General features: G+C 46.1%; 15 protein-coding genes. 6 read left to right on the top strand and 9 right to left on the bottom strand.

What is annotated here, in order from left to right:
• Positions 1-67: 67 nt before the first annotated feature.
• The gene (locus tag QUB33_RS25570; RefSeq protein WP_333356105.1) at positions 68-241 is read left to right on the top strand and encodes a hypothetical protein; all 174 of its coding nucleotides are present in this window, start codon (positions 68-70) and stop codon (positions 239-241) included.
• A 141-nt stretch (positions 242-382) separates the two neighbouring features.
• A complete protein-coding gene (locus QUB33_RS25565; protein WP_190659644.1) occupies positions 383-763 on the top strand; it encodes a cupin domain-containing protein in 381 nt (126 codons plus the stop codon).
• 289 nt (positions 764-1,052) lie between these two features.
• On the opposite strand, the gene QUB33_RS25560 is transcribed toward QUB33_RS25565, so the two are convergent.
• The 4 genes from QUB33_RS25560 to QUB33_RS25545 form a co-directional block, all read right to left on the bottom strand.
• Entirely contained in the window at positions 1,053-1,712 is a 660-nt protein-coding gene (locus QUB33_RS25560; protein ID WP_333356102.1) for a pentapeptide repeat-containing protein, read from the bottom strand.
• 161 nt (positions 1,713-1,873) lie between these two features.
• The gene (locus QUB33_RS25555; protein ID WP_333356099.1) at positions 1,874-3,523 is read right to left on the bottom strand and encodes an ABC transporter substrate-binding protein; all 1,650 of its coding nucleotides are present in this window, start codon (positions 3,521-3,523) and stop codon (positions 1,874-1,876) included.
• A 165-nt stretch (positions 3,524-3,688) separates the two neighbouring features.
• Positions 3,689-8,524: a PAS domain S-box protein gene (locus QUB33_RS25550; protein WP_333356095.1), complete on the bottom strand. Its 4,836-nt coding sequence runs from the start codon at positions 8,522-8,524 to the stop codon at positions 3,689-3,691.
• Positions 8,525-8,622: 98 nt separating this feature from the next.
• The gene (locus QUB33_RS25545) at positions 8,623-8,757 is read right to left on the bottom strand and encodes a helix-turn-helix transcriptional regulator (protein ID WP_333356091.1); all 135 of its coding nucleotides are present in this window, start codon (positions 8,755-8,757) and stop codon (positions 8,623-8,625) included.
• Between the two features lie 340 nt (positions 8,758-9,097).
• Between QUB33_RS25545 and QUB33_RS25540 the strand changes: the two genes are divergently transcribed.
• The gene (locus QUB33_RS25540) at positions 9,098-9,220 is read left to right on the top strand and encodes a hypothetical protein (protein WP_333356088.1); all 123 of its coding nucleotides are present in this window, start codon (positions 9,098-9,100) and stop codon (positions 9,218-9,220) included.
• Between the two features lie 148 nt (positions 9,221-9,368).
• On the opposite strand, the gene QUB33_RS25535 is transcribed toward QUB33_RS25540, so the two are convergent.
• The 4 genes from QUB33_RS25535 to QUB33_RS25520 all read right to left on the bottom strand — a co-directional run bounded on the left by QUB33_RS25535 (position 9,369) and on the right by QUB33_RS25520 (position 13,934).
• Positions 9,369-10,844, bottom strand: coding sequence for an adenylate/guanylate cyclase domain-containing protein (locus QUB33_RS25535; protein ID WP_333356086.1), 1,476 nt, complete (start codon positions 10,842-10,844; stop codon positions 9,369-9,371).
• 70 nt (positions 10,845-10,914) lie between these two features.
• The gene (locus tag QUB33_RS25530) at positions 10,915-11,259 is read right to left on the bottom strand and encodes a slr1659 superfamily regulator (RefSeq protein ID WP_333356108.1); all 345 of its coding nucleotides are present in this window, start codon (positions 11,257-11,259) and stop codon (positions 10,915-10,917) included.
• Between the two features lie 46 nt (positions 11,260-11,305).
• Entirely contained in the window at positions 11,306-11,884 is a 579-nt protein-coding gene (locus tag QUB33_RS25525) for a DUF6272 family protein (protein ID WP_333356083.1), read from the bottom strand.
• Between the two features lie 76 nt (positions 11,885-11,960).
• On the bottom strand, positions 11,961-13,934 hold the full coding sequence (locus QUB33_RS25520) for a PP2C family protein-serine/threonine phosphatase (protein WP_333356080.1): 1,974 nt from the start codon (positions 13,932-13,934) through the stop codon (positions 11,961-11,963).
• 528 nt (positions 13,935-14,462) lie between these two features.
• On the opposite strand from QUB33_RS25520, the gene QUB33_RS25515 reads away from it, so the two are divergent.
• Positions 14,463-15,047 carry a hypothetical protein gene (locus tag QUB33_RS25515; protein WP_333356077.1) on the top strand — a complete coding sequence of 195 codons (585 nt, stop codon included), beginning with the start codon at positions 14,463-14,465 and terminating at the stop codon, positions 15,045-15,047.
• A gap of 334 nt (positions 15,048-15,381) precedes the next feature.
• Here the strand turns inward: QUB33_RS25515 and mnmA are convergent, their stop codons facing one another.
• Complete coding sequence (gene mnmA, locus QUB33_RS25510) at positions 15,382-16,473, bottom strand: tRNA 2-thiouridine(34) synthase MnmA (RefSeq protein WP_333356074.1); 1,092 nt, start codon at positions 16,471-16,473, stop codon at positions 15,382-15,384.
• Positions 16,474-16,596: 123 nt separating this feature from the next.
• Here mnmA and QUB33_RS25505 point away from each other — a divergent pair, with 123 nt between their 5' ends.
• Positions 16,597-18,249 (top strand): NAD(P)H-hydrate dehydratase, encoded by a 1,653-nt coding sequence (locus QUB33_RS25505; protein ID WP_333356070.1) that lies wholly within the window; start codon positions 16,597-16,599, stop codon positions 18,247-18,249.
• A 268-nt stretch (positions 18,250-18,517) separates the two neighbouring features.
• A complete protein-coding gene (locus QUB33_RS25500; RefSeq protein ID WP_333356067.1) occupies positions 18,518-19,048 on the top strand; it encodes a peptidoglycan-binding protein in 531 nt (176 codons plus the stop codon).
• The last annotated feature ends 449 nt before the right edge of the window (positions 19,049-19,497 follow it).

The following is a 19,497-nucleotide window of genomic DNA, read 5'->3' as shown; positions in this document are numbered from 1 at the left end:
TATCCTTTCTCTTCGCTGTGCTTATCTCAATGGTCAACTTTCTACTTGATGTATCTGCAAAAGTGAGATGCACCCGAGAGGAAAGCCAACGGCAGACTCCAATGCACTTGATGGCGATGTGATTCTGGCGGCTCAAGCAATATTGGAAGTAAATGCAGGCAATGAAGTGGTGATTGCGACAACAAATGTGGGTCATTTGTCTCAGTTTGTGGATGCTCGCGAATGGCGATTAATCTCATGAAGCTGGATTCTGGGATAAAAACTCAGGAATCAACTTGTTAGCGAAGGTTGCAGAAGCCGATCGCACTTACGCACTTACCTAATCCCTGCTATACTTTCAACTACAGATATTTTTACAGACACCGTTAGCGAGATAAACAGCATGGTGGAAACAGTGGACACAATCGAAAAAATTGACGATCGCACGCAAACCCGCTACTGGGGTAAAGTTACAGTCATAGACGCGGGCGATCGTTACAAGATCAATCGCATTGAAGTCAAGCCGGGGCATCACATCAGCACCCAAATGCACTATCACCGCAGCGAACACTGGGTTGTCGTCTCCGGTACCGCTAAAGTTATCTGCGACGACAAAGAGACGATTCTCATGCAGAAACAGTCAACCTATGTTCCCATGAATACTGCTCACCGCGTAGAAAATCCAGGCGTTATTCCCTTGGTGATGATTGAAATCCAAAATGGTGAATACCTCGGCGATGATGACATTATCCGCTTCGCCCAAGATAGTCACGAGGAAGATTGATCCTAGATTAAAATATGAAGCAATCGCAGACGCCAAGGAAAAACTTCGCACACCGAACAATGACCGAAAGCATCCAGGATACAAGCCCCCGGATTCATACGTGGGGTCAATGCTTCAATCTAAAATCTAAAATCTAAAATCTAAAATCTAAAATCGATTGACCTACGCAGCGATCGGAAACGAGATAAATCTTACAATTAAAAATGTAGGGGCAATTTCAGAATTGCCCCTACATTTTTATATTAAGTTTTTTAAGCACTAGAATTTGATATAGCAATTGGCGATCGTCCTACGGCAAAGAAGCGTTTTTCAAATCTACGTTTGCCATATTGGCATTCTTTAAATTAGCACCTGTCAAGTCAGAACCGTTCAAATTTGCACCGTTCAAATTTGCATTAGTCAAATTTGCATCCCGCAAGTTGACTCCCTGTACGTCCATTCCCGACAAACTGCCACCTCTGAGGCTGACATTCGCTAAATTCGCTACAGACTGGCGAGCATTTTTCAGGTTTGCACCCGCCAAATTGGCGCTTTCTAAATTAGCGCCGATTAAATTAGCGCTGGTGAGGTTGGTATTTTTCAAACTCGCAATCACTAAACCCGCCATACTTAGATTAGCACGACTCAAATCAGCACCCTCCAAATTAGCCCCGTGCATTTTAGCCGCAATTAAACTCGCACCTTGCAATTTAGCTTGTTTCAGATTGGCTTCGTTCAGTTTGGCTTCGTCCAAATTTGCACCGTTCAAATTTGCACCTCTGAGATTCGCACCGCTCAAATCTGCCCCGCTCAGATTCATACCAGCAAGTTGCGCTCCCGTCAAGTCACATTGGCTACATTTTTTAGTTTCTAATAGTTGCTTGACGTGGGATACGTTTTCTGCCTTTACTCCCGAGGCCCAGCCCATCGCAATCAGCAGCCCTGTTGTTGTTAAAATTCCAAGTTTCATATACCCACCCTCAGCAAAATCTCTCTTTTAATAATATCCCACATTATTAAAGAGGTTAGGGTGATCAGTCTCTTTGAGAAACTGTGACAATCATCACCCTGTTGTGTACAAAATATGCAATAATTATTGACGTTTCAACTCCCCCCAATAATTGTAACGAATTATTGCTTTTTCAGGAACCAAAAAGGAAAAGATTGCGTCGGTTCTAGACGGACCCCAGCGATGCTGTTCTGAGCAAATGTATAGTCTTTATCCTGCCAAAGAGGGATGAAAGGTACATCTTTACCCAGTATGTCTTGAATTTCGGCAAATATGGCTTTGCGGGTTTCAGGGTTTGTTTCTTTGCGCTGCTTGTCGATCAGTTGATTTACCCGATCGTTATAATAAAACGAACCCTGACTTTGACTTGCACCCTTGGAGCAGCCCCCAGCCTCCGAACCTGTGGCACAATCTAAAAACGGCTGAATGTAATTGTCAGCGTCAAAAAAGTCGGCGGACCAATCCACTAAAACCGCTGGATAAATGCCCTTCTCTATGTTTTGAAACAAAGTCGGAGATTCAACGCTGTTAATTTCTACCTGCATTATCCCGTCCATTTTGAGTTTAGTTTGCGCCTCGATCGTACTCGCGACTAAAGCTCTTTTTCTTGAAGCCGAAGCATGCCAAATTTGCAGAACAAAAGGATTTGTGGCCGAGTATCCCGCTTTCGTTAAAAGTTCCTTGGCTTTTGCCGTGTTGGCGTCGCCGTACAGTTCTTTGAAAACCGGTTTTTGAACGTCCAAGGTTGTGGGAATCAGACTGTAAAGCGGTTGTGCTTGTCCCTGCAGTACGCGCTCGTTAATCAAGGGGCGATCCATCACTGCTGCGATGGCCTGTCTCACTTCTAACTTGTCCAGCGGTTTAGACTGCATATTCAGCGTCATGTAATTAACCGTACTGCTTTCCCCCGCGATTTCCTGCCATTTCCCTTTTTTTGCTCCCTCGTCCAAGCTGCGAACTTGGTCTGCATCCATAGACAAATAAGCCACATCAACTGCACCAGTCTGAAAAGTATTGAACAAATTTGAGGAACTAGAAAGCAGCAAAATGTCAATTCCTTGATTAACCGGCTTTTCGCCCCAATACTTGTCAAACACGTCAAACTTGAGAGAATCGCTGCCGTACTTCGCCAGTTTGTAACGTCCAGTTCCCACAAACGTATCGGGTTTAAATTTACCCTGCCCAATCTCGTAAGCTTTCGGAGAAACGGCACACATACCGGAAAATGTCAACAGGGAAGGAAAAGCAGCAAAAGGCTTTTTGAGTTGAAAAGTTAATTCGTATTCGCCCGTCGCTTTCACCGATTCCACTGTATCGCTCAACAACAAAGCCGGACTGCCGCCATTTTGGATAAACCGCTGCAAGGAAAATTCCATTGCTGCGGCGTTAAACGGTGTGTCGTCGTGAAAAATAACGCCTTGACGCAAGGGGATTGTATATGTCAATCCGTCTTGGCTAACTTTTGGCATTGCTGTCGCTAAGTGGGGGATTAACTCTGTAGTTCCCGACTTGTAAGTGTAGAGAGTGTCGCCCAAATTTCGCAGCAATTGTCCTGATAAGGTTTCGTAACCGTCCGCAGGGTCGATCGTCCGCAATTTCAAGGTTGTGCCAATAGTAACGCGGTTATTAGCATTTTCGCCGCTCGCAGTCACCGATCTACGCGGTCCCTGTCCGCAACTTGCAGTTAAAAAGCAGCACAGAAAGAACAGAGCTATTGCTTTAATCACTGAAGGTTTTATACGTATTCTAGGCTGCTGCTTGTTAATTCCCATCGTCTTTTTTTGACACTCCAAATTATTGATTATATTATCAGGACTTACGCACTGTTAGACTAGAAACCGGATTTATTTGTAGATTCTCCTGCAATACAAATATCGCTGCCTAACCACAGCAACTTAAAAGCTTGGTGATGTTTGAGCGGTTTAAGATCCTTCGGCTCAATTTTTATAGCTTCCTGGGTCATGAGTGTTCTTGCTAAGAAGTGCGGCGATCGTCTTAATTAATTCATCCGGTGCGATCGGCTTTGCCAGATGTCGGTGAAATCCAGCTTGCAAAGCTTGCTGTTGATTAAACTCGCCCGCATAGGCAGTCAGGGCGATCGCGGGAATCAGCCCACCCCGTTCTGGCGGCAGGGCTCGCACTTGCCGCAACAGCATATAGCCATCCATCCCCGGCATTCCAATGTCGCTCAACAAGACATCGGGCTGGAAATTAGTCAACGCTGTGACGGCTTCTTGAGGGACAGCAACAGTCAGTACCTCTGCACCTGCATCTTCTAGCAAAAAGGAAATCAAGTCTCGCATATCCGGCTCATCATCTACAACCAGTATCCGCATCCCGGATAACGGTTCATCTGCAGTCGATCGTTCGGAAAGTCCTGCAAGAGAGTTTTCTTGTCCCTTTACCTTCCCTGATAGGGGCAGTCTTACGGTAAAGGTAGCTCCTAGCCCTTCACCCGGGCTCTCTGCGACAACGGTGCCGCCGTGCAGTTCGACTAGATGGCGCACGATCGCCAGCCCCAATCCCAAGCCACCAAAATTGCGGGTTGTGGCGCCATCTTTTTGCCGGAAGTAGTCAAACACGTAGGGTAAAAACTCCCGCGCGATGCCAATCCCTGTATCCGCCACCGTAATTTGAGCGTGATTGCCAACACGAGTCAAATTCACCTCAACGCGCCCTCCGGCTGAGGTGAATTTGACCGCATTGGAAACAAGATTCCAGATTACTTGTTGCAAACGGCCCGAATCCCCCAAAATCTGTCCCACCTGAGGATCTAACACAGTCCGAATATCAATGGATTTGGCCGTTGAAGCCAAATTGACGGTTTCGATCGCCGATTCCACCGTTAAAGCTAAATCGACTGGACGAATATTAAGACTGAGCTTGCCTTGAAGAATTTTCGAGACATCGAGCAAATCTTCAATCAGTTCACTTTGCAGCTTGGCGTTGCGTTCGATCGTCGCTAACGCCTGGGCGGTTTTCGCCGCATCCAGCTTGCCAGTTTGCAGCAGCTTTGACCAGCCCAGGATGGGATTGAGGGGCGATCGCAATTCATGGGATAGTACCGCTAAAAACTCATCTTTGATCCGATTTGCCTGTCTTAGCTGTTCCGCTTGCTGCTGGAGTGAATCGTTTAGGCTTGCCCGTTCCAGAGCGATCGCGATTTGGTCACAGGTCGATCGCAGCAGATCGATTTCTGCAGGCGTGAAGTGCGTCCGAGTCCGACTGGCAAATGAGAGCGTTCCTAATAACCGCCCTTGAGCGATTAACGGTTGACCCGCGTAAGCCGTGATGCCCATTTCAGAGGCGGCTTTAGCATTTGGATTAGTGGAAATTTCGGCTTGATTCAAGACAAGTTGCTGCTGCGTTTGGGCAACCCGCCCACAGAGATATTCACCTAATTCGATCCATGCGATCGCCTGCGCCCTTTCTTCAGAGAGGCCATCGTAGTTTCTCAAATGCAGCATCAGGCGGTTGTCTTTTTCTTCCACCATGAAGTTGTAGTAACAGTGCAGATCGAGTTGCACTGAAAGTTTGCGGAATAGCGTGTGCATCAAAGCCAGAGGCTGTTCTGTCTTCAACAGATCGCTGGTAGTTTCATAAAGCAATTGCAGTCGTTCACTTGCTTGCCGTTGTGCGGTCTTGTCCTGCATGATTTTGACAAATCCCTGCGGAGAATCCGCTTCATTAAGCAGGGGCATCATCAATCCACTGGCCCAAAAGCGATTCCCATCTTTGCGGACGTGCCAGCGTTCGTCTTCGGCCCGTCCTTGCAGTAGAGCCGTTTGCCTCTCGTACTCGGCTTGTCCTTGTTCGTTATCTTCGGGCGTGAAGATCATCCGAATCGAGCAACCAATTGCTTCTGTCTCGGTATAGCCCAACAGGCGTTCTGCCCCTGAGTTCCAACTGGCAATGATGCCGTTAAGGTCGAGGGTAAAGATCGCATAATCTTTGGCGCTTTCAATGATCAGACGGAGGCGGGATTCACTCTCGCGCAGGGCTTCCTCAGCTTGTTTGTGGTCTTCAATATCAACACAGGAGCCGATGTAGCCCAAGAACTCACCGTCCAATCCGTAGCGAGGAACAGCTTCATCCATAACCCAACGGTATATGCCATCAAAGCGTTTCAAGCGATATTCCATCTTGAACGGTTGACGGGCATCAAAGGCAGTCACATAGGTGCCTAAACATCGATCGAGGTCGTCGGGGTGGACTCCTTCTGTCCAACCATTGTCCTTTTCTTGCTCGATCGTCCGTCCCGTAAAGTTTAGCCACGGGAGGTTGAAGTAATAACAGAGTTTATCGGTGCCAGCCATCCAAATCAGCACAGGGGCAGCATCTGCCATCAGCCGGAACCGTGCCTCACTCTCCCGTAGTGTGGCTTCGGCTTGTTTGCGATCGGTGATGTCGTTGACCAGTGCTACAAACCCTTCAACTTTTCCCTGGCTATTGAAGCGGGGAACATAGGTTGCATTGACATAACGGGTTACACCATCTTTGTAGGGAATTTGGGTTTCAAAGGTCACTTCCTCTCCTGCCAAGACTTGCTCAACATAAGGACGAATAGCTTCATACCCCGTTTCGCCTAAAACCTCTCGGAGATGCTTGCCGTAGATTTCTTTTGCCTCAGATCCAAACCATTCTTCATATGCTCGATTGTGGAAGCGGTAGCGTTGGTCTGAGTCTACAAAGCAAATCAAGGCAGGCACGGCATTGGTGACTAAACGAAGTTCTGCTTCTCGTTGTTGCAATACCTCCTCTGCCAGTTTTCGATCGGTGACATTTCGGAAATAAATGGTAATCCCGTTCGCGGCAGGGTAGGTGCGAACGTCATACCACCGATCGTGATCGGGATAAAACGCGGTTACTGACAAAGCCACGCGCTCGTTTGCTACGCGCCGATGAACCCGCTCAAACTCGCTGCCATCGAGTCCTGGGAATTCTTCCCAAAAATTCTTCCCAATCAGAGCGCCCGGAGTGCGGTCTAGCAGAATTTCCGCTGACCGATTCGCGTAAGTGAAGCGCCAATTCTCATCAAGGGAAAAGAATCCATCATCAATGCTCTCTAGAATGTTGCGACTGTGCTCTTCGCTTTGACGCAACGCTTCTTCGGCCTGTTTGCGATCGCTGATGTCGATTAATACGCCGCGCGTCGAAGTTATCATGCCATCAGCGTTATAGGCGCAATCGCCCTTTGCCAAAATCCAACGAACGGTGCCATCTGCCCACAGCGTCCGATACTCAATTTCAGTATGCGGTTGATTCGCTTTTAGCTCCGTGAGTACGGTGTGAACGAATGGGCGATCGTCGTGATGCACGGCTTCTAAAAACACCTGCATCGACATTGCCGTATCCACGGGTAAACCAAACATCGCTTTGGCTATGTCCGTCAAAGTCAGCGTGTCAGTTTCTATATCCCAATACCACAAACCCAAATTGCCGCCTTCGGAAGCCAGTCGGAGTTGTTCTTCGCTCTCGCGCAACGCCTGGAACGATCGATCGCGCTCGAAGGCGATGCTGGCAACTTGGGTGCCGAACTCGGCGAGTTTATATTCCCAATCCGTAGGTTTCCGCGCCTCGCTAAAGCAAAGCATCAGCCACCCCAGAGCTAGATTGTCCTCCCTGAGCAGGGGCTGAGAATGACACCCTAGAATGCCGTGAGCCACGGATAAATTTCGCCATGCTTGCGAGCAGCGATCGTCGTTGGCAATGTCGGCGCAGGTCATCGACTGACCGCTATACACTGCTTCGCCACACGTTCCCATGCACAAATCGTTAATCGGAGCATCTTGGAGTCCTTCACCAAAAGACGGTGGAAAGTCTGGAGTAATGGATCTCTTAAAAGTCAGCCCCTGAGCATCTGCTAGCAGGAAGCCCGCGCGGGTACCCGGATTTAGCCTGGATACTGAGCCACACACGGCTGCCAGACAGTCGTTTAGTGGCTGTCCGAAGGCGATCGACTCCAGCAGCCGTTTCTGCTCGATTAGGATGAGTTCCGCCTGTTTGCGATCGGTGATGTCAGCAAGCAAAACGGTCAGTCCACTGGGCGAAGGGTAAATTCGATGGTCGTGCCAACCATTCCAAGGAGAGTAGAGATAATCAAACTGGAGCGGCCTTTGTTCGCGCATTGCCCGATGAAACTGTACGTAAGCATCGGTGTCAACGGCAGCGGGAAATAGCTCCCAAACGTTCTGACCCAGAATCGCTGACCGCGGCATTCCAACCATTTCACAGTAGCGATCGTTGGCATAGGTGTAGCGCCAATCGCGATCGAGGATGTAAAACCCATCGTTGATGCTAGAAAGTACCGTTTCTAGCTGTTCTTTTGCCTCAGTCGCCGCAGCTTCTGCGGCTTCGCCCTGCACCTGTTGTTCTAGTTCCATTGCCTCCTGTAAATTTTGCAAGGCTGCTTTCGCGTTTTTTATAGCAGTGCGCCACGATAGATTGAGTGAAGCGATCAATCCTGCCGCGAGCGAAAACATACCCAACCGAACTATTGTCTGTAGATTAGTGCTCTGTAACGAATAGAACGGTTCAATAAAAAAATAGTTGATTGCCAGCGTGGATAAAATTGTTGCCAGCAACCCAGCCCCGAAACTGCCATACCAGGTACTCACTATCACCGCGATGAAAAACAGGGGCGTCGTGGTTGGGTAGATCCACGGTAAAAGCGATCGCGTTAGCCCCAGTGCCAGAGCCACAGAGAGGGTCGCCACACCATAGGGAAGTAGTCGAATATTTCTGAAAATGCTGTTGATTCCCTCTAAACTCACCCTTTGTACTCCTTATCCGAAAAATATCTTGCTCGGAGCGCCTTAATGTATTCGCGAAGCATTGCATCTGGCGAATTACCTAACTCATCCAGCAATATCTAAATTTGCTTGAGTGCCAAGCCAGAAGGCGTAGCGTGTCCATTTGCCCAACGATTAATCGGGGGAAAGGCCATCCCTAATTCATCCGCCAACTTTTTCTGAGACAGGTTCAGCGCTGGCCACCGTTCTCGCACCAAATTACCGATCGCTGGTCGTTCCGTCCTCAGCCGTTCTATTTTTTTGAGAGGCCTCAGAATTAACAGGTATAAAGCTTTTTATATTTTACACCTTTGACAGATCCCGGAGGTCAGTCATCTCTCTCAAGATAGGTTTTAGTTGTTGCCGCTTTAACATATAAACGCTTCAGCTTACCAACGCGCGTCTATTACCGGGGACGGTTTGGCTTTGCTTGAAAGTTTCTGGTTTATGCTTGCCCTAAAAGTTCTATTTTTGATGGTGTTGTGGCTGATTTTAAAGACGCGATAGGCTTCTGTTATCTTCATCCCAGAAAGCTGTCGGGCCTGGGATGACTTTGTGACGAAAGTCGTAAATGTAGAGCTTGGCAATGAGCGAATTGAACATTATCAAGACGAGGGACTATCTCTAGTATCTGTCCTAACAGCCTTGGCGACTGTTAGTTATATTATTCGGATGTAACCGGATTTGATATGATTGATGATTCCTGGCTCCGCCCAACAACGGATATTTGCTTTCCCACAGGAGTTGTGAGCAGTTCAAAATTTTAGACCAAACTTCAATGTCCCAGATTCCTCGGTGGAATAAATCTAAAATCGACTAACTTGCTTTAAATTCCTTTGAGGAGCGATCGCCAATCCCGACAGCGTTTCAGGTAAATGCGAGCTACCTGATCGCTCGGATTTGTCCGCAAACATTCTTCAAACAATTTCCCCGCTTCTCGGAAATCCTTGCGATCGCACAGTAACATAGCTTCATTATATACAGGCAAATTTGCTAGCTTGGCCGACAGAATTTCCGGCGGATCTGCATCAAATACCTCATAGACTACGACATATTGAGATTTTCCTTTTACCTGTACTTTATCCACAATCCTAATAGCATAATCGTTCGGGTTTCGCAACCGTTCCAAAGTCTGCTGAGAAATTAACAGAGGTACCCCGTAATCTTTCGTCAATCCTTCAATGCGAGATGCTAGATTAACAGCATCGCTAATCACAGTGCTGTCCATTCGGCTTTTACCCCCGACTGTCCCCAGCATCAAAGAACCCGAATTGATGCCAATTCCAATTTGAATGGGGACGTAGCCGACGGCTTGACGGTATTCGTTGTAATTTTTCAGCATATTTAGCATTGCAATACCCGCTTTCACTGCATCATCTGCAAAGTCACTAAACAAAGCCATAATTGCATCGCCGATATATTTGTCAATAAACCCGTTATTGCTAGTAATGGCAGGCTCCATCCGCGAAAGATAAGCATTGATAAATTTAAAATTTTGTTGGGGGGTCATAGTTTCTGAAAGCGTCGTGAAGTCGCGAATATCCGAAAATAGCACCGACATTTCCTGCTGCACTTGGTCGCCTAAATGGACATCTATAATACTTTCATATCCCAACAAATTTAGAAATTGGTGCGGCACAAATCTACCGTAGGCATCAGTTAACTCTGATTCGGCATCCAGGGATTTTTCTAAATGTTGGTTGAGGTCAAATAGTTTCTTAATAAATAAATGGCGATCGGCTTCAGCTTCTTTGCGTTCCGTGACATCTTGAAAAACTGCGATCGCAAAAGCAACTTTGCGACCCTCGTCAAAAATAGGCGTTCCCCAAATCTCAAGGGGAATTTTTTTGCCAGGTTGATGAATTTCCAGATCGTCAGCAGTCGCGTTTTCGCCCCTCAAAGCTCGGACAATCGGCAACTTCTCGAAAGGGTAAATAGTCTCAGTTCCCGCAATATAAATTTGATAACTTTCTGACAAATCCTCAACTGCATTTAAGGGCAAAACTCCTTGACCGAGTAACTGCTGTCCGGCGTGATTTACGTAGTAAGGTCTGCCTTGAGAATCCAGCACGAGCACACCTATGGGAATCGCTTCGAGAAATTGAGCCAGCTTGATTTCGCCTTCGCGCACCGCCTCGAATGCGCGATATCGCAACTCATTTTCAACCGAATCGGAATGTTCAGCAGTAGTTTCCAGCAAGATTTCCAGATCCGCTTTTTCCTCCTTCAAGTCTTCCACTTGCTGGCGCAATCTTTCTATCTCTAAAAGTAGCTGTTCTCTAGATGGTTGTTCTTCCAGCATAACTCGAGAATTGGCGCCTCGACTAACAAAAAATTGCTCAACAGCTCGCACCCTAAAAGTAATCGTGTTTCTATATAAATTCCAACTGCAAACCCGGCATCAGGCGCTGGAAATTCCTCAAAGATTTGCCGTGCCAACTTATGCTTTGAGAGCCTTGTACCGCCATTTGCACCCTGGCTGTGTTGCGGATCTCGATAATAAACTTCGATAGCACATTGATGCCAGAACTGTTCAAAAAATCTAACTGCTGCAAATTAAGGGTAATTTTCGTCGGTTCCATGTCGGCAACCTTCGTCAGAAAATGCGCTATCGGCGCGTACTCCGCAGGCCCGCTCAGCCTTAGAGATCCAATAAAACTCACGGTTGCCGTTGCTGGATCGTAACAGATCTGGTAATCTTGTGTATTAATTTCCATAGCCACAAAAAAAAGTCCCTTAGATATTATCGATCGCCAGCGTTGCTTATACTGTTAATTGCACCATAGTTGTTACCGCAATTACTTCGGGGTCTTTGTGCACGGTCTGGAATTTCCAGCCAAGTTTGGCGGTATAATCGGTGAGCATGGTCAACAAACCCAATCCAGAATTGGTACAGCTTTCGTCAGCAGCATTTTTTTCCAGCCGCTGAATGTAAAGTTCGCTTGGCTCCGAGGTCAGCAACTGGTGAATGTAAGCCTGAAACTTGTCCACCGCTTGGGGAGAGATGCTGTTAGCAACCGAGAAAATCACTCCGTCGCTCTCTAATTGCAGTTTAATAGCGATCGGGTACTCCGAGTTTTCATCATTAAACTTCATGGCATTTTCCAATAACTCGTTGGCAATGTAGCTAACAGCGCTTTTTATTTCAGCTTGTCTTTCAATTGTCGAGGGATCGTCTTCGTTGCGCGGAAAAAAAGTCGTCAGGTAGTCAGCCAGAAAATCCGCCGACAAACCGTTGTTCCGCCACCGCTGCTTGAGAGGAACCGAACTCGGAGAAAATCCAATTATTAAGTATTCTTGGCTAGCGAACTGCTCGATAAAGTCGCCGAAAATTTGATTCATATCGATGTGAGAGCTAAAGTTTGAGAAGAGGGGATCGCTGAATATATTTTAAACTTTAGAAGCGATATCCAAGTATTTATTTTTGTTTGAGTACCAGCAATGTGATGTCATCAAAAACTTTTTGTTCGCCGATGTGCGATCGCACGTCGTTAATTACAGCCTGCCTGATTTCGGCAGCCGAACGCTGCGAATTAATCTCTATTACTTCAATTAACCTATCTAAACCATAAAGCAGTTTATCCATATTTTTAGCTTCCGTAATCCCGTCAGTGTACAGCACTACCACATCTCCTGAATACAACTGCACAATTGTTTCAGCAACAAATTCAGCAATATCTGCATCCAGTCCGATCGGGAAACCCAAATCGATCGTATCAAACCGCTCTACACAACCGTTAGACCGCACTACAATCATTTCTTCGTGCTGGCCGCTCAACTTCAGCATTCCCTGCTGATAGTCGAGCAAGGCAAGGCTAGCGTTTCTGTCGCATTTCATCCGCTGGGTGTTATCGTAAATTACACTGTTAATAGCGCTTAAAAATTTAACCGGGTCTGATTCATTGTAAGCGAGCAAAGTTCGGACTGCCGTTTGAACCATAATCATTACAACGCCGCTCTCCAATCCATGTCCCGTCACGTCGCCAATGCCAATTTTCACTCTACCTTTGTGCTGGAGTACGTCGTAATAGTCGCCGCCTACTTCATCGGCAGCTTCCATAAATCCCGCAATATCTAAGTCCATAACTTCCTTGAGTTCTCGGTCTTTCGGCAGCAGCATCTGCTGAATCTTGCGAGTAACGTCTAGTTCTGCGCTCATTCGGAGATTTTCAGCTTTTAAGCGATCGTTGAGAACAGTAATTTCTTGATTAGCAGCAACTAAGGCATCGGCAATTTTGTTAAACGCAGCCACAACTTGCCCCAGTTCATCTCTGTTATCCAAAATAATTTTGTGATCGACATTGCCACTTGCCATCTTTTTTGAGGCTTCGTCTAGGACAAATACAGTTTGCATAACGCTTCTGTAAAAAGCGACAAATAAATAAATGACTATTAGTAAAGTTATTAACACCAAAACCGAAATAAAAACTTTTTTTCTAATAAAACTCTCAATACGTTTGTGCAGTAAGAAGTCTAATTCATTAGAAGTTTCGTCCCATAGTTCAAAACTCGAATCCAGAACTCTATCGCTTCCATCAAGATAGGCATAATATTCCACTAAGGCTGTGGGATTAATCAGTTTATCTAGTTGCGCCGTTAGGAGCTCTACTACCGAGTTAAATTTTGTCAATTTATCGCTTAATTTCGATCGCAGATTGCCGTGACGATTATTGCTAAATCCTACTTCCATATTGATAGCTAAATCCTGATTAAGTTCTCTCAATTTGCCAGCCAAAGTAATCAGCTTTGCTCTTTTTTCAGGTTGAACATAGGAAACCAAGCTGTTTTCTTGAGAAATTAGTCTAATTTCTGATAAAATTTTTTGCATTTCTGGAATCTTCAGCAAAGTAGCATCCATCAAATAATATGTATCTAAATCAGGGTCTAGTATGAGATTAGAAATATCGCCGACGTGAGCGCTCAATCTATTAATATCTTCTGTTAAATTTTGACATACAAAATCGTAAGTTTCTCTACTCCACTGGCTGCGACGAAGTTTAAAATTTTGCCAAGTGAGATAGATTTTATTAAAATACTCGCTAGAAACTAATTCTTTTCCTAACTGACGGTCTGTATATACCAGGGATTGAAAGTTCGCGTCAATCTTAGCTTCTAAATCTTCTATCGTATCTTGCGGGCTTAAATTTGTATTGAAAGGCTGATAATTTAACAGTTGAAGTTTAGGTATGTATTGCCTCAACTGGCGGAGCGGTCGCAGGTATTCATTACCGTAGATTTCTTTTTGGGCAAAATCAACCCTGCTATTAATTTCGGAAATCAGCAGGTACATGACTAAGGTTAACGGTATTGCAAATAGAAAACCGATTAGGGTAAATTTTTGAGGATAGCTCAACCGATTCATTAAATGGATTCCCAGGGATTTTCTATTCATAATCGATATATTTCAAAAATATTGAACTAAAAAACTAACGTTTGCTACTAAAGTATTTCCCGGGACTATCGCTCAAAAAAACAATAATGCTAATACAATTAATCAGCGATAGCTAGCTTAGTTTATAATGCGTTTCCGTCCTGTTGCAACAAGTTTTGTGGTCTCCCTTTCATCTCGTCGGCTCAGCTCGCCTACCACAGTCTAAAACACCTTTAGCAGTTTTGGAACGATGAAAAGTCATTCGTACTGAGATTGTGGGACACAATTAGAGGATTTTAAGAATATTTACTTAAGCATAAATTTTTCTTAATACCCCGAGACAAAAAGTAAAAATTAAGTGATAACTGGGTAGTGCAAGTTTCCTGAAACACAACTGCCGGCCGCTAGTAGGAAATACTTGGGCCGCACCAGCAGTCAAGTTAGTTCTGCACAAAGGAACTAGCAGCATCAGCAAAAGTGTCTAAATAAGTATCTGCAGTTGAGTGTTCAGGATCGATCGCGCATTGTGTAAAGTGAGGCAGAGGGCGTATGATGAAAAGAATCTCCACAAATAAATTTCCCCAGAATAAAAACCGAGACCAAAAGCAGCCCAATCCTGTAATCTTGGCTTTGGTGCTGACAGGAATTCTGGTATGGGAAATGTATCCGGCGCTAAGACACACCGCTGCGGCAAACGCGGGCGCTCTCAAAGATTCCCTTGCCCAGTTGGAAAAGCAACAGCAGCAAACCGCGCAGCAATTTTCCTCAGCAACGCTGCCCCCAAAAATCAGCTATTCGGTATTGGCACTTAATACTCTAATTTCCGAACCGGGCAATTTGGCCGAGGCTACACGCCAAAATCCCCCGAACACATTGCCCGCAACGGTAGCAGCAGCAGTTCGCCGAGAGTTGTCGGACTCCACTGGCATTGCTGCTGACAAGTTGAAAGTAACTGAATCGAGCGGACAAAGTTGGCCGAATACTTGTTTAGGACTCTCGAAAGCAGATGAAATTTGCGGTCAAATGATTGTCGAAGGTTGGCGGGTTGTGGTTTCTGATGGTACGCAAACTTGGGTTTACCGTACTAACGCTAAGGGAAATATCTTGCGTTTGGAAAAAAAGTCCGCTAGGTAAATGTACCCCTGTGAAATGAAATATAAGTTTCATTTTGGGACAGGCTTTTGGGCCTGTTCCACAAAGAGTGAATTTTCTGGTGGGAATTTTGTTGTGGGCTTCTGGGAACAGGCAAGATGCCTGTTCCACAAAGAGTGAATTTTCTTGTTGGAAGTGTCTTGTGGGGTGAGCTTCTGGGAACAGGCAAGATGCCTGTTCCACAAAGAGTGAATTTTCTTGTTGGAAGTGTCTTGTGGGGTGAGCTTCTGGGAACAGGCAAGATGGCTGTTCCACAAAGAGTTTGTTTTTTGGTGGGTGGTTTCTTGTGGGGTGGGCTTCTAGCCCGCCCCTTGCCTTAATTTGGGAGTTGGTTTCTTTCGATGATGCCGCCGCCCAAGAGCACGTCTCCGTCATACCAAACAGCCGCTTGTCCGGGGGTAATGCTCAACTGCGGTTCGTCAAAAATCAACTTAACTCTTGTACCGCCGGCTTTTTCCTCTGCTTGGGATGGTTCCACAGGAATAATTGTAGCCGGGACGGGTTGCGATCGATATCGAATCTGTACCTGAGCCCGAATTGGAGCCGTCGGCGCAGCCACAGAAACCCAATTCACTTTCTGGACTGTACATTCAGATTCTACTGCCAACTGTCGATCGCCCACAACTACCCGATTGCCAGCAGCATCGAGTTCAATCACGTACAGCGGTTCCGGTGCAGCAATACCGAGTCCCTTCCGCTGGCCGATGGTGTAGTGGTGAACGCCGTCGTGCTGTCCGAGCACCCGCCCTGACTTGTCCACAATGTCACCCTTTTGCGGCGCAATGTACTTGTCCAGAAAAGCCCGCATCGAACCGTTACTTTCCACCAAGCACAAATCCTGACTTTCCGGCTTATCAGCAGTTTTCAGACCAAATTCCGCCGCAATTCTGCGAGTTTCAGTCTTGGTAATTCCCCCCAAAGGAAACTCCGTACCCGCCAACAAATCCTGTGTTAGATCGTACAAGAAATAAGACTGATCTTTCGCAGGGTCGATCGCCCGCAGCAACTGATAGCGACCTGTAGCAGCATCGTAAGTAATCCGAGCGTAGTGCCCTGTAGCGATTTTTTCAATTCCGAGTTCTTCGCGAGCATACTTAAGCATTGGCCCGAACTTCACAGTTTTATTGCACTGCGAACAAGGCAAAGGCGTAACTCCTGCACTGTAACCCTCCACCAAATAATCGACAATACTTGCCTGAAAGACCTCGCGGCTGTCCACAATGTGGTGGGGAACGCCCAAATCTTCGCAAATTTTAGCTGCATCGACCATTCCCTCAGAGCAGCACTGACCTTTGCCCTTCATCAACCACAGCGTTAAACCCACCACTTCATATCCCTGATGGTGTAAAATTGCGGCTGCTGCGGAACTATCGACCCCGCCGGAGAGGCCTACAACAATCTTGTTCATGGTTGGGGAGAAATTGCTATTTTACTGTTACTTTGTTCGATCGAGCTAATTTATTGTAGCACTAAAATACTACAAACTGCGACTGCTGCTGTTAGCTGAAAGCTTACCACCACTGTAATCGAAATGACTATTCAAAAATTTGTTGTGACCGCCGACCAAATGCGGCAAATAGAAACGAGAATCTTTGCTGCTGGAATGCCGGTCGCAGCTTTAATGGAAAAAGTCGCGGGACTGATTGCTAGACGCATTCAGGCGCTTTTGAAAGCGGAAGGAAGTTCGGCAACGGGCAGTATACGGGATTTAACGGATAGAAGGAAAAGGGAAGAAGGAAAAAATCTTGTTAATTCTCAATGGCCAGTTATCGGCGTATTGGTTGGGCCAGGACACAACGGCGGCGATGCTTTGGTTGTTGCCCGCGAATTGCACTTTCAAGGATTCCAAGTAGTTATTTACTGCCCGTTTTCTAAACTAAAAGAACTCACAAAAAATCACGCTGATTATGCGCGTTGTTTAAATATTCCATTTGTTGACAAAATTGAACCGCTGAAAAACTGCGATTTGCTTGTAGATGGTTTATTTGGATTTGGGTTAGAACGAGAAATTATTAACGCCCCTGCCGCAGCCATTGACGAAATAAATAACTTAAATCTACCCATTTTAAGTATAGATATTCCATCGGGAATTCATACAGATACTGGAGCAGTTTTGGGAACGGCAATCCGGGCGAAATATACATTATGTTTAGGTTTGTGGAAAATGGCATTTCTGCAAGACAGAGCGTTAGAATATATCGGCAGTTCCGAATTAATTGATTTTGATATTCCCGCAGCAGATATTGCAGCAATATTGGGGGAAACACCAGCACTCCAACGCATTACAACAGCCTCGGCAACTCAGCATTTGCCGTTACCCCGATCGCCCATTTCGCACAAATACACCAACGGTCACTTACTACTTATTGCAGGTTCCCGCCGCTACACCGGAGCAGCAATTTTGGCAGCATTGGGAGCAAGAGCTAGCGGCATCGGAATGCTGTCAATTGCTGTTCCTGAGTCGATTAAACCGATGTTGAGCAGTCAGTTGCCAGAGGCATTAGTTATAGGATGTCCCGAAACCCAAAGCGGTGCAATTAGCCAGTTGCCAGTAGCAATTGATTTGAGTTCTTATGATGCGATCGCCGCAGGGCCAGGTCTGACATTGGAAGCGGCAATAGCTGTAGAATCTGTACTGGAGAGCGATCGACCTCTGGTGTTAGATGCTGACGGTTTAAATATCCTCGCTCAACTCGGCACAGTACCGATTTTGTCCGAACGCTCAGCACTGACAATTATCACGCCTCACCCGGGGGAATTCAAGCGTTTATTTCCCGAATTAGCGGATCTAACGGGCGAGGATCGAATTGCTGCAACTCAAGCAGCAGCTCAGCTTTGCGGCGCAACGATATTGCTCAAGGGAGCAAGAGTTTGCATAAGTTGGAAGCAGGAGGGCGATTCCCTACCGGATAGCTACGCTTCACGTACCATCACCTACCTCAATCCCGAAAGCACCCCAGCCCTCGCCAGAGGCGGCAGCGGCGACGTTCTCACAGGCTTGTTAGGGGGACTATTAGCAACAGCGATCGCCCGCAAATCCCCCCCCCAATCAGTTGCTGCAACAGCAGCTTGGTGGCACGCTCAAGCCGGAATCATGGCTGCCAAAGAACGGACGGAATTAGGAGTAGATGCCTTTACTTTGACACAGTATTTAATTCCAACATTGCGAGAATTTGCTGAGTAAACAATCAACATGAGTTGGTAGGGTGCGTATCTCGCGTTTTTGTATTGGGTAGGTGTCCACCGCGCCGCTTACCTCTTGGTTTGTATTGAGAACGAAACTCCTCATAAAGATATTACAACTTGCATTCCTTACGAAAAACCAACGGGTAACTCAAACGAGTGACACTCACATGAGTGACACTCCAAAAAGTGACTGTGCATCCACAAATCCCACCAGTTATACCTGAAATATCAAAGACCAAAACTTAAATGTTGAGAGGAACCACATTATGTACACCGAAGAAAGAAGCTTGAACAATGAAACTATGGCTCTCGTCGCCGATACTACTGCTCAATCAAGTCTTGCATTTGCTGAAACCACTGGAGTAAACAAACCCACTTTACAAATGGGTTCAACAGGTCAAGCTGTCAAGGAACTACAACAGCTTCTATATCATTGGGCATATTATTTCGGGCCGATTGACGGTATTTTCGGCGTCCAAGTTCAAAACGCCGTCAAAGGCTATCAACACCGCGTCTTTTTAAAAGAAGATGGGATTGTGGGCCCTATCACTTGGGAAGCACTATACTCTGGTGCACCTGTGAATATGCCGATCGTCATGAAGGGTAGTTCTGGCAATGCTGTTAAAATTGTTCAGAATGTCTTGAAAATTAATGGATACTATTTCGGTGCGATTGACGGATTCTTCGGGGCGATGACAGATGTAGCAGTGCGACAATTACAACTCAGCAACGCTTTACCACAAGATGGTATTGTCGGCTACAGAACTTGGCACGCCCTCAGCAAGCTACCGCACTAATGACGGGTTGGATTCATATCAATTCCGGTTACACGAGCGAGATGATGGTTGACTTTTGACGGTTGATTCGCGGTCTAAAAACTGAATGATTGAGTGTTGACTGTTGACTCGATTTTATTATTCTGATGCAATCGGAAACGATATCACTTTCAGTGATGGCAAAAAATCGGTAGCTCAATTAGGGATTTAGGCTTTGCCTAAGTCTCTAATTATCGTTAAGGGTAAGGCAGCGCGCGGGCAGGGCGATCGCAAATTCTGTTACCGTTCTCGGCGATGAAAAATATTCTCGACTTTTCCGTGTTTATTTGTTACTATATTTTGGCAAATAGAAAGTCACGATCCGGTTTATTTACCTTCAGTTTTAGTTGTAAATAGGGCTTGCTGAATAAGCGATCGCTTGCTGGTGATCGAGAGTGATCGATATATTCAAACCGAGTTAAAGATGAGTG

The sequence above is a fragment of the Microcoleus sp. B3-A4 genome, from assembly GCF_036705385.1.
Taxonomy (GTDB): Bacteria; Cyanobacteriota; Cyanobacteriia; order Cyanobacteriales; family Microcoleaceae; genus Microcoleus.
Note: the sequence above shows the minus strand (reverse complement) of the source record. Positions and strands in the feature narration are given on the sequence as shown.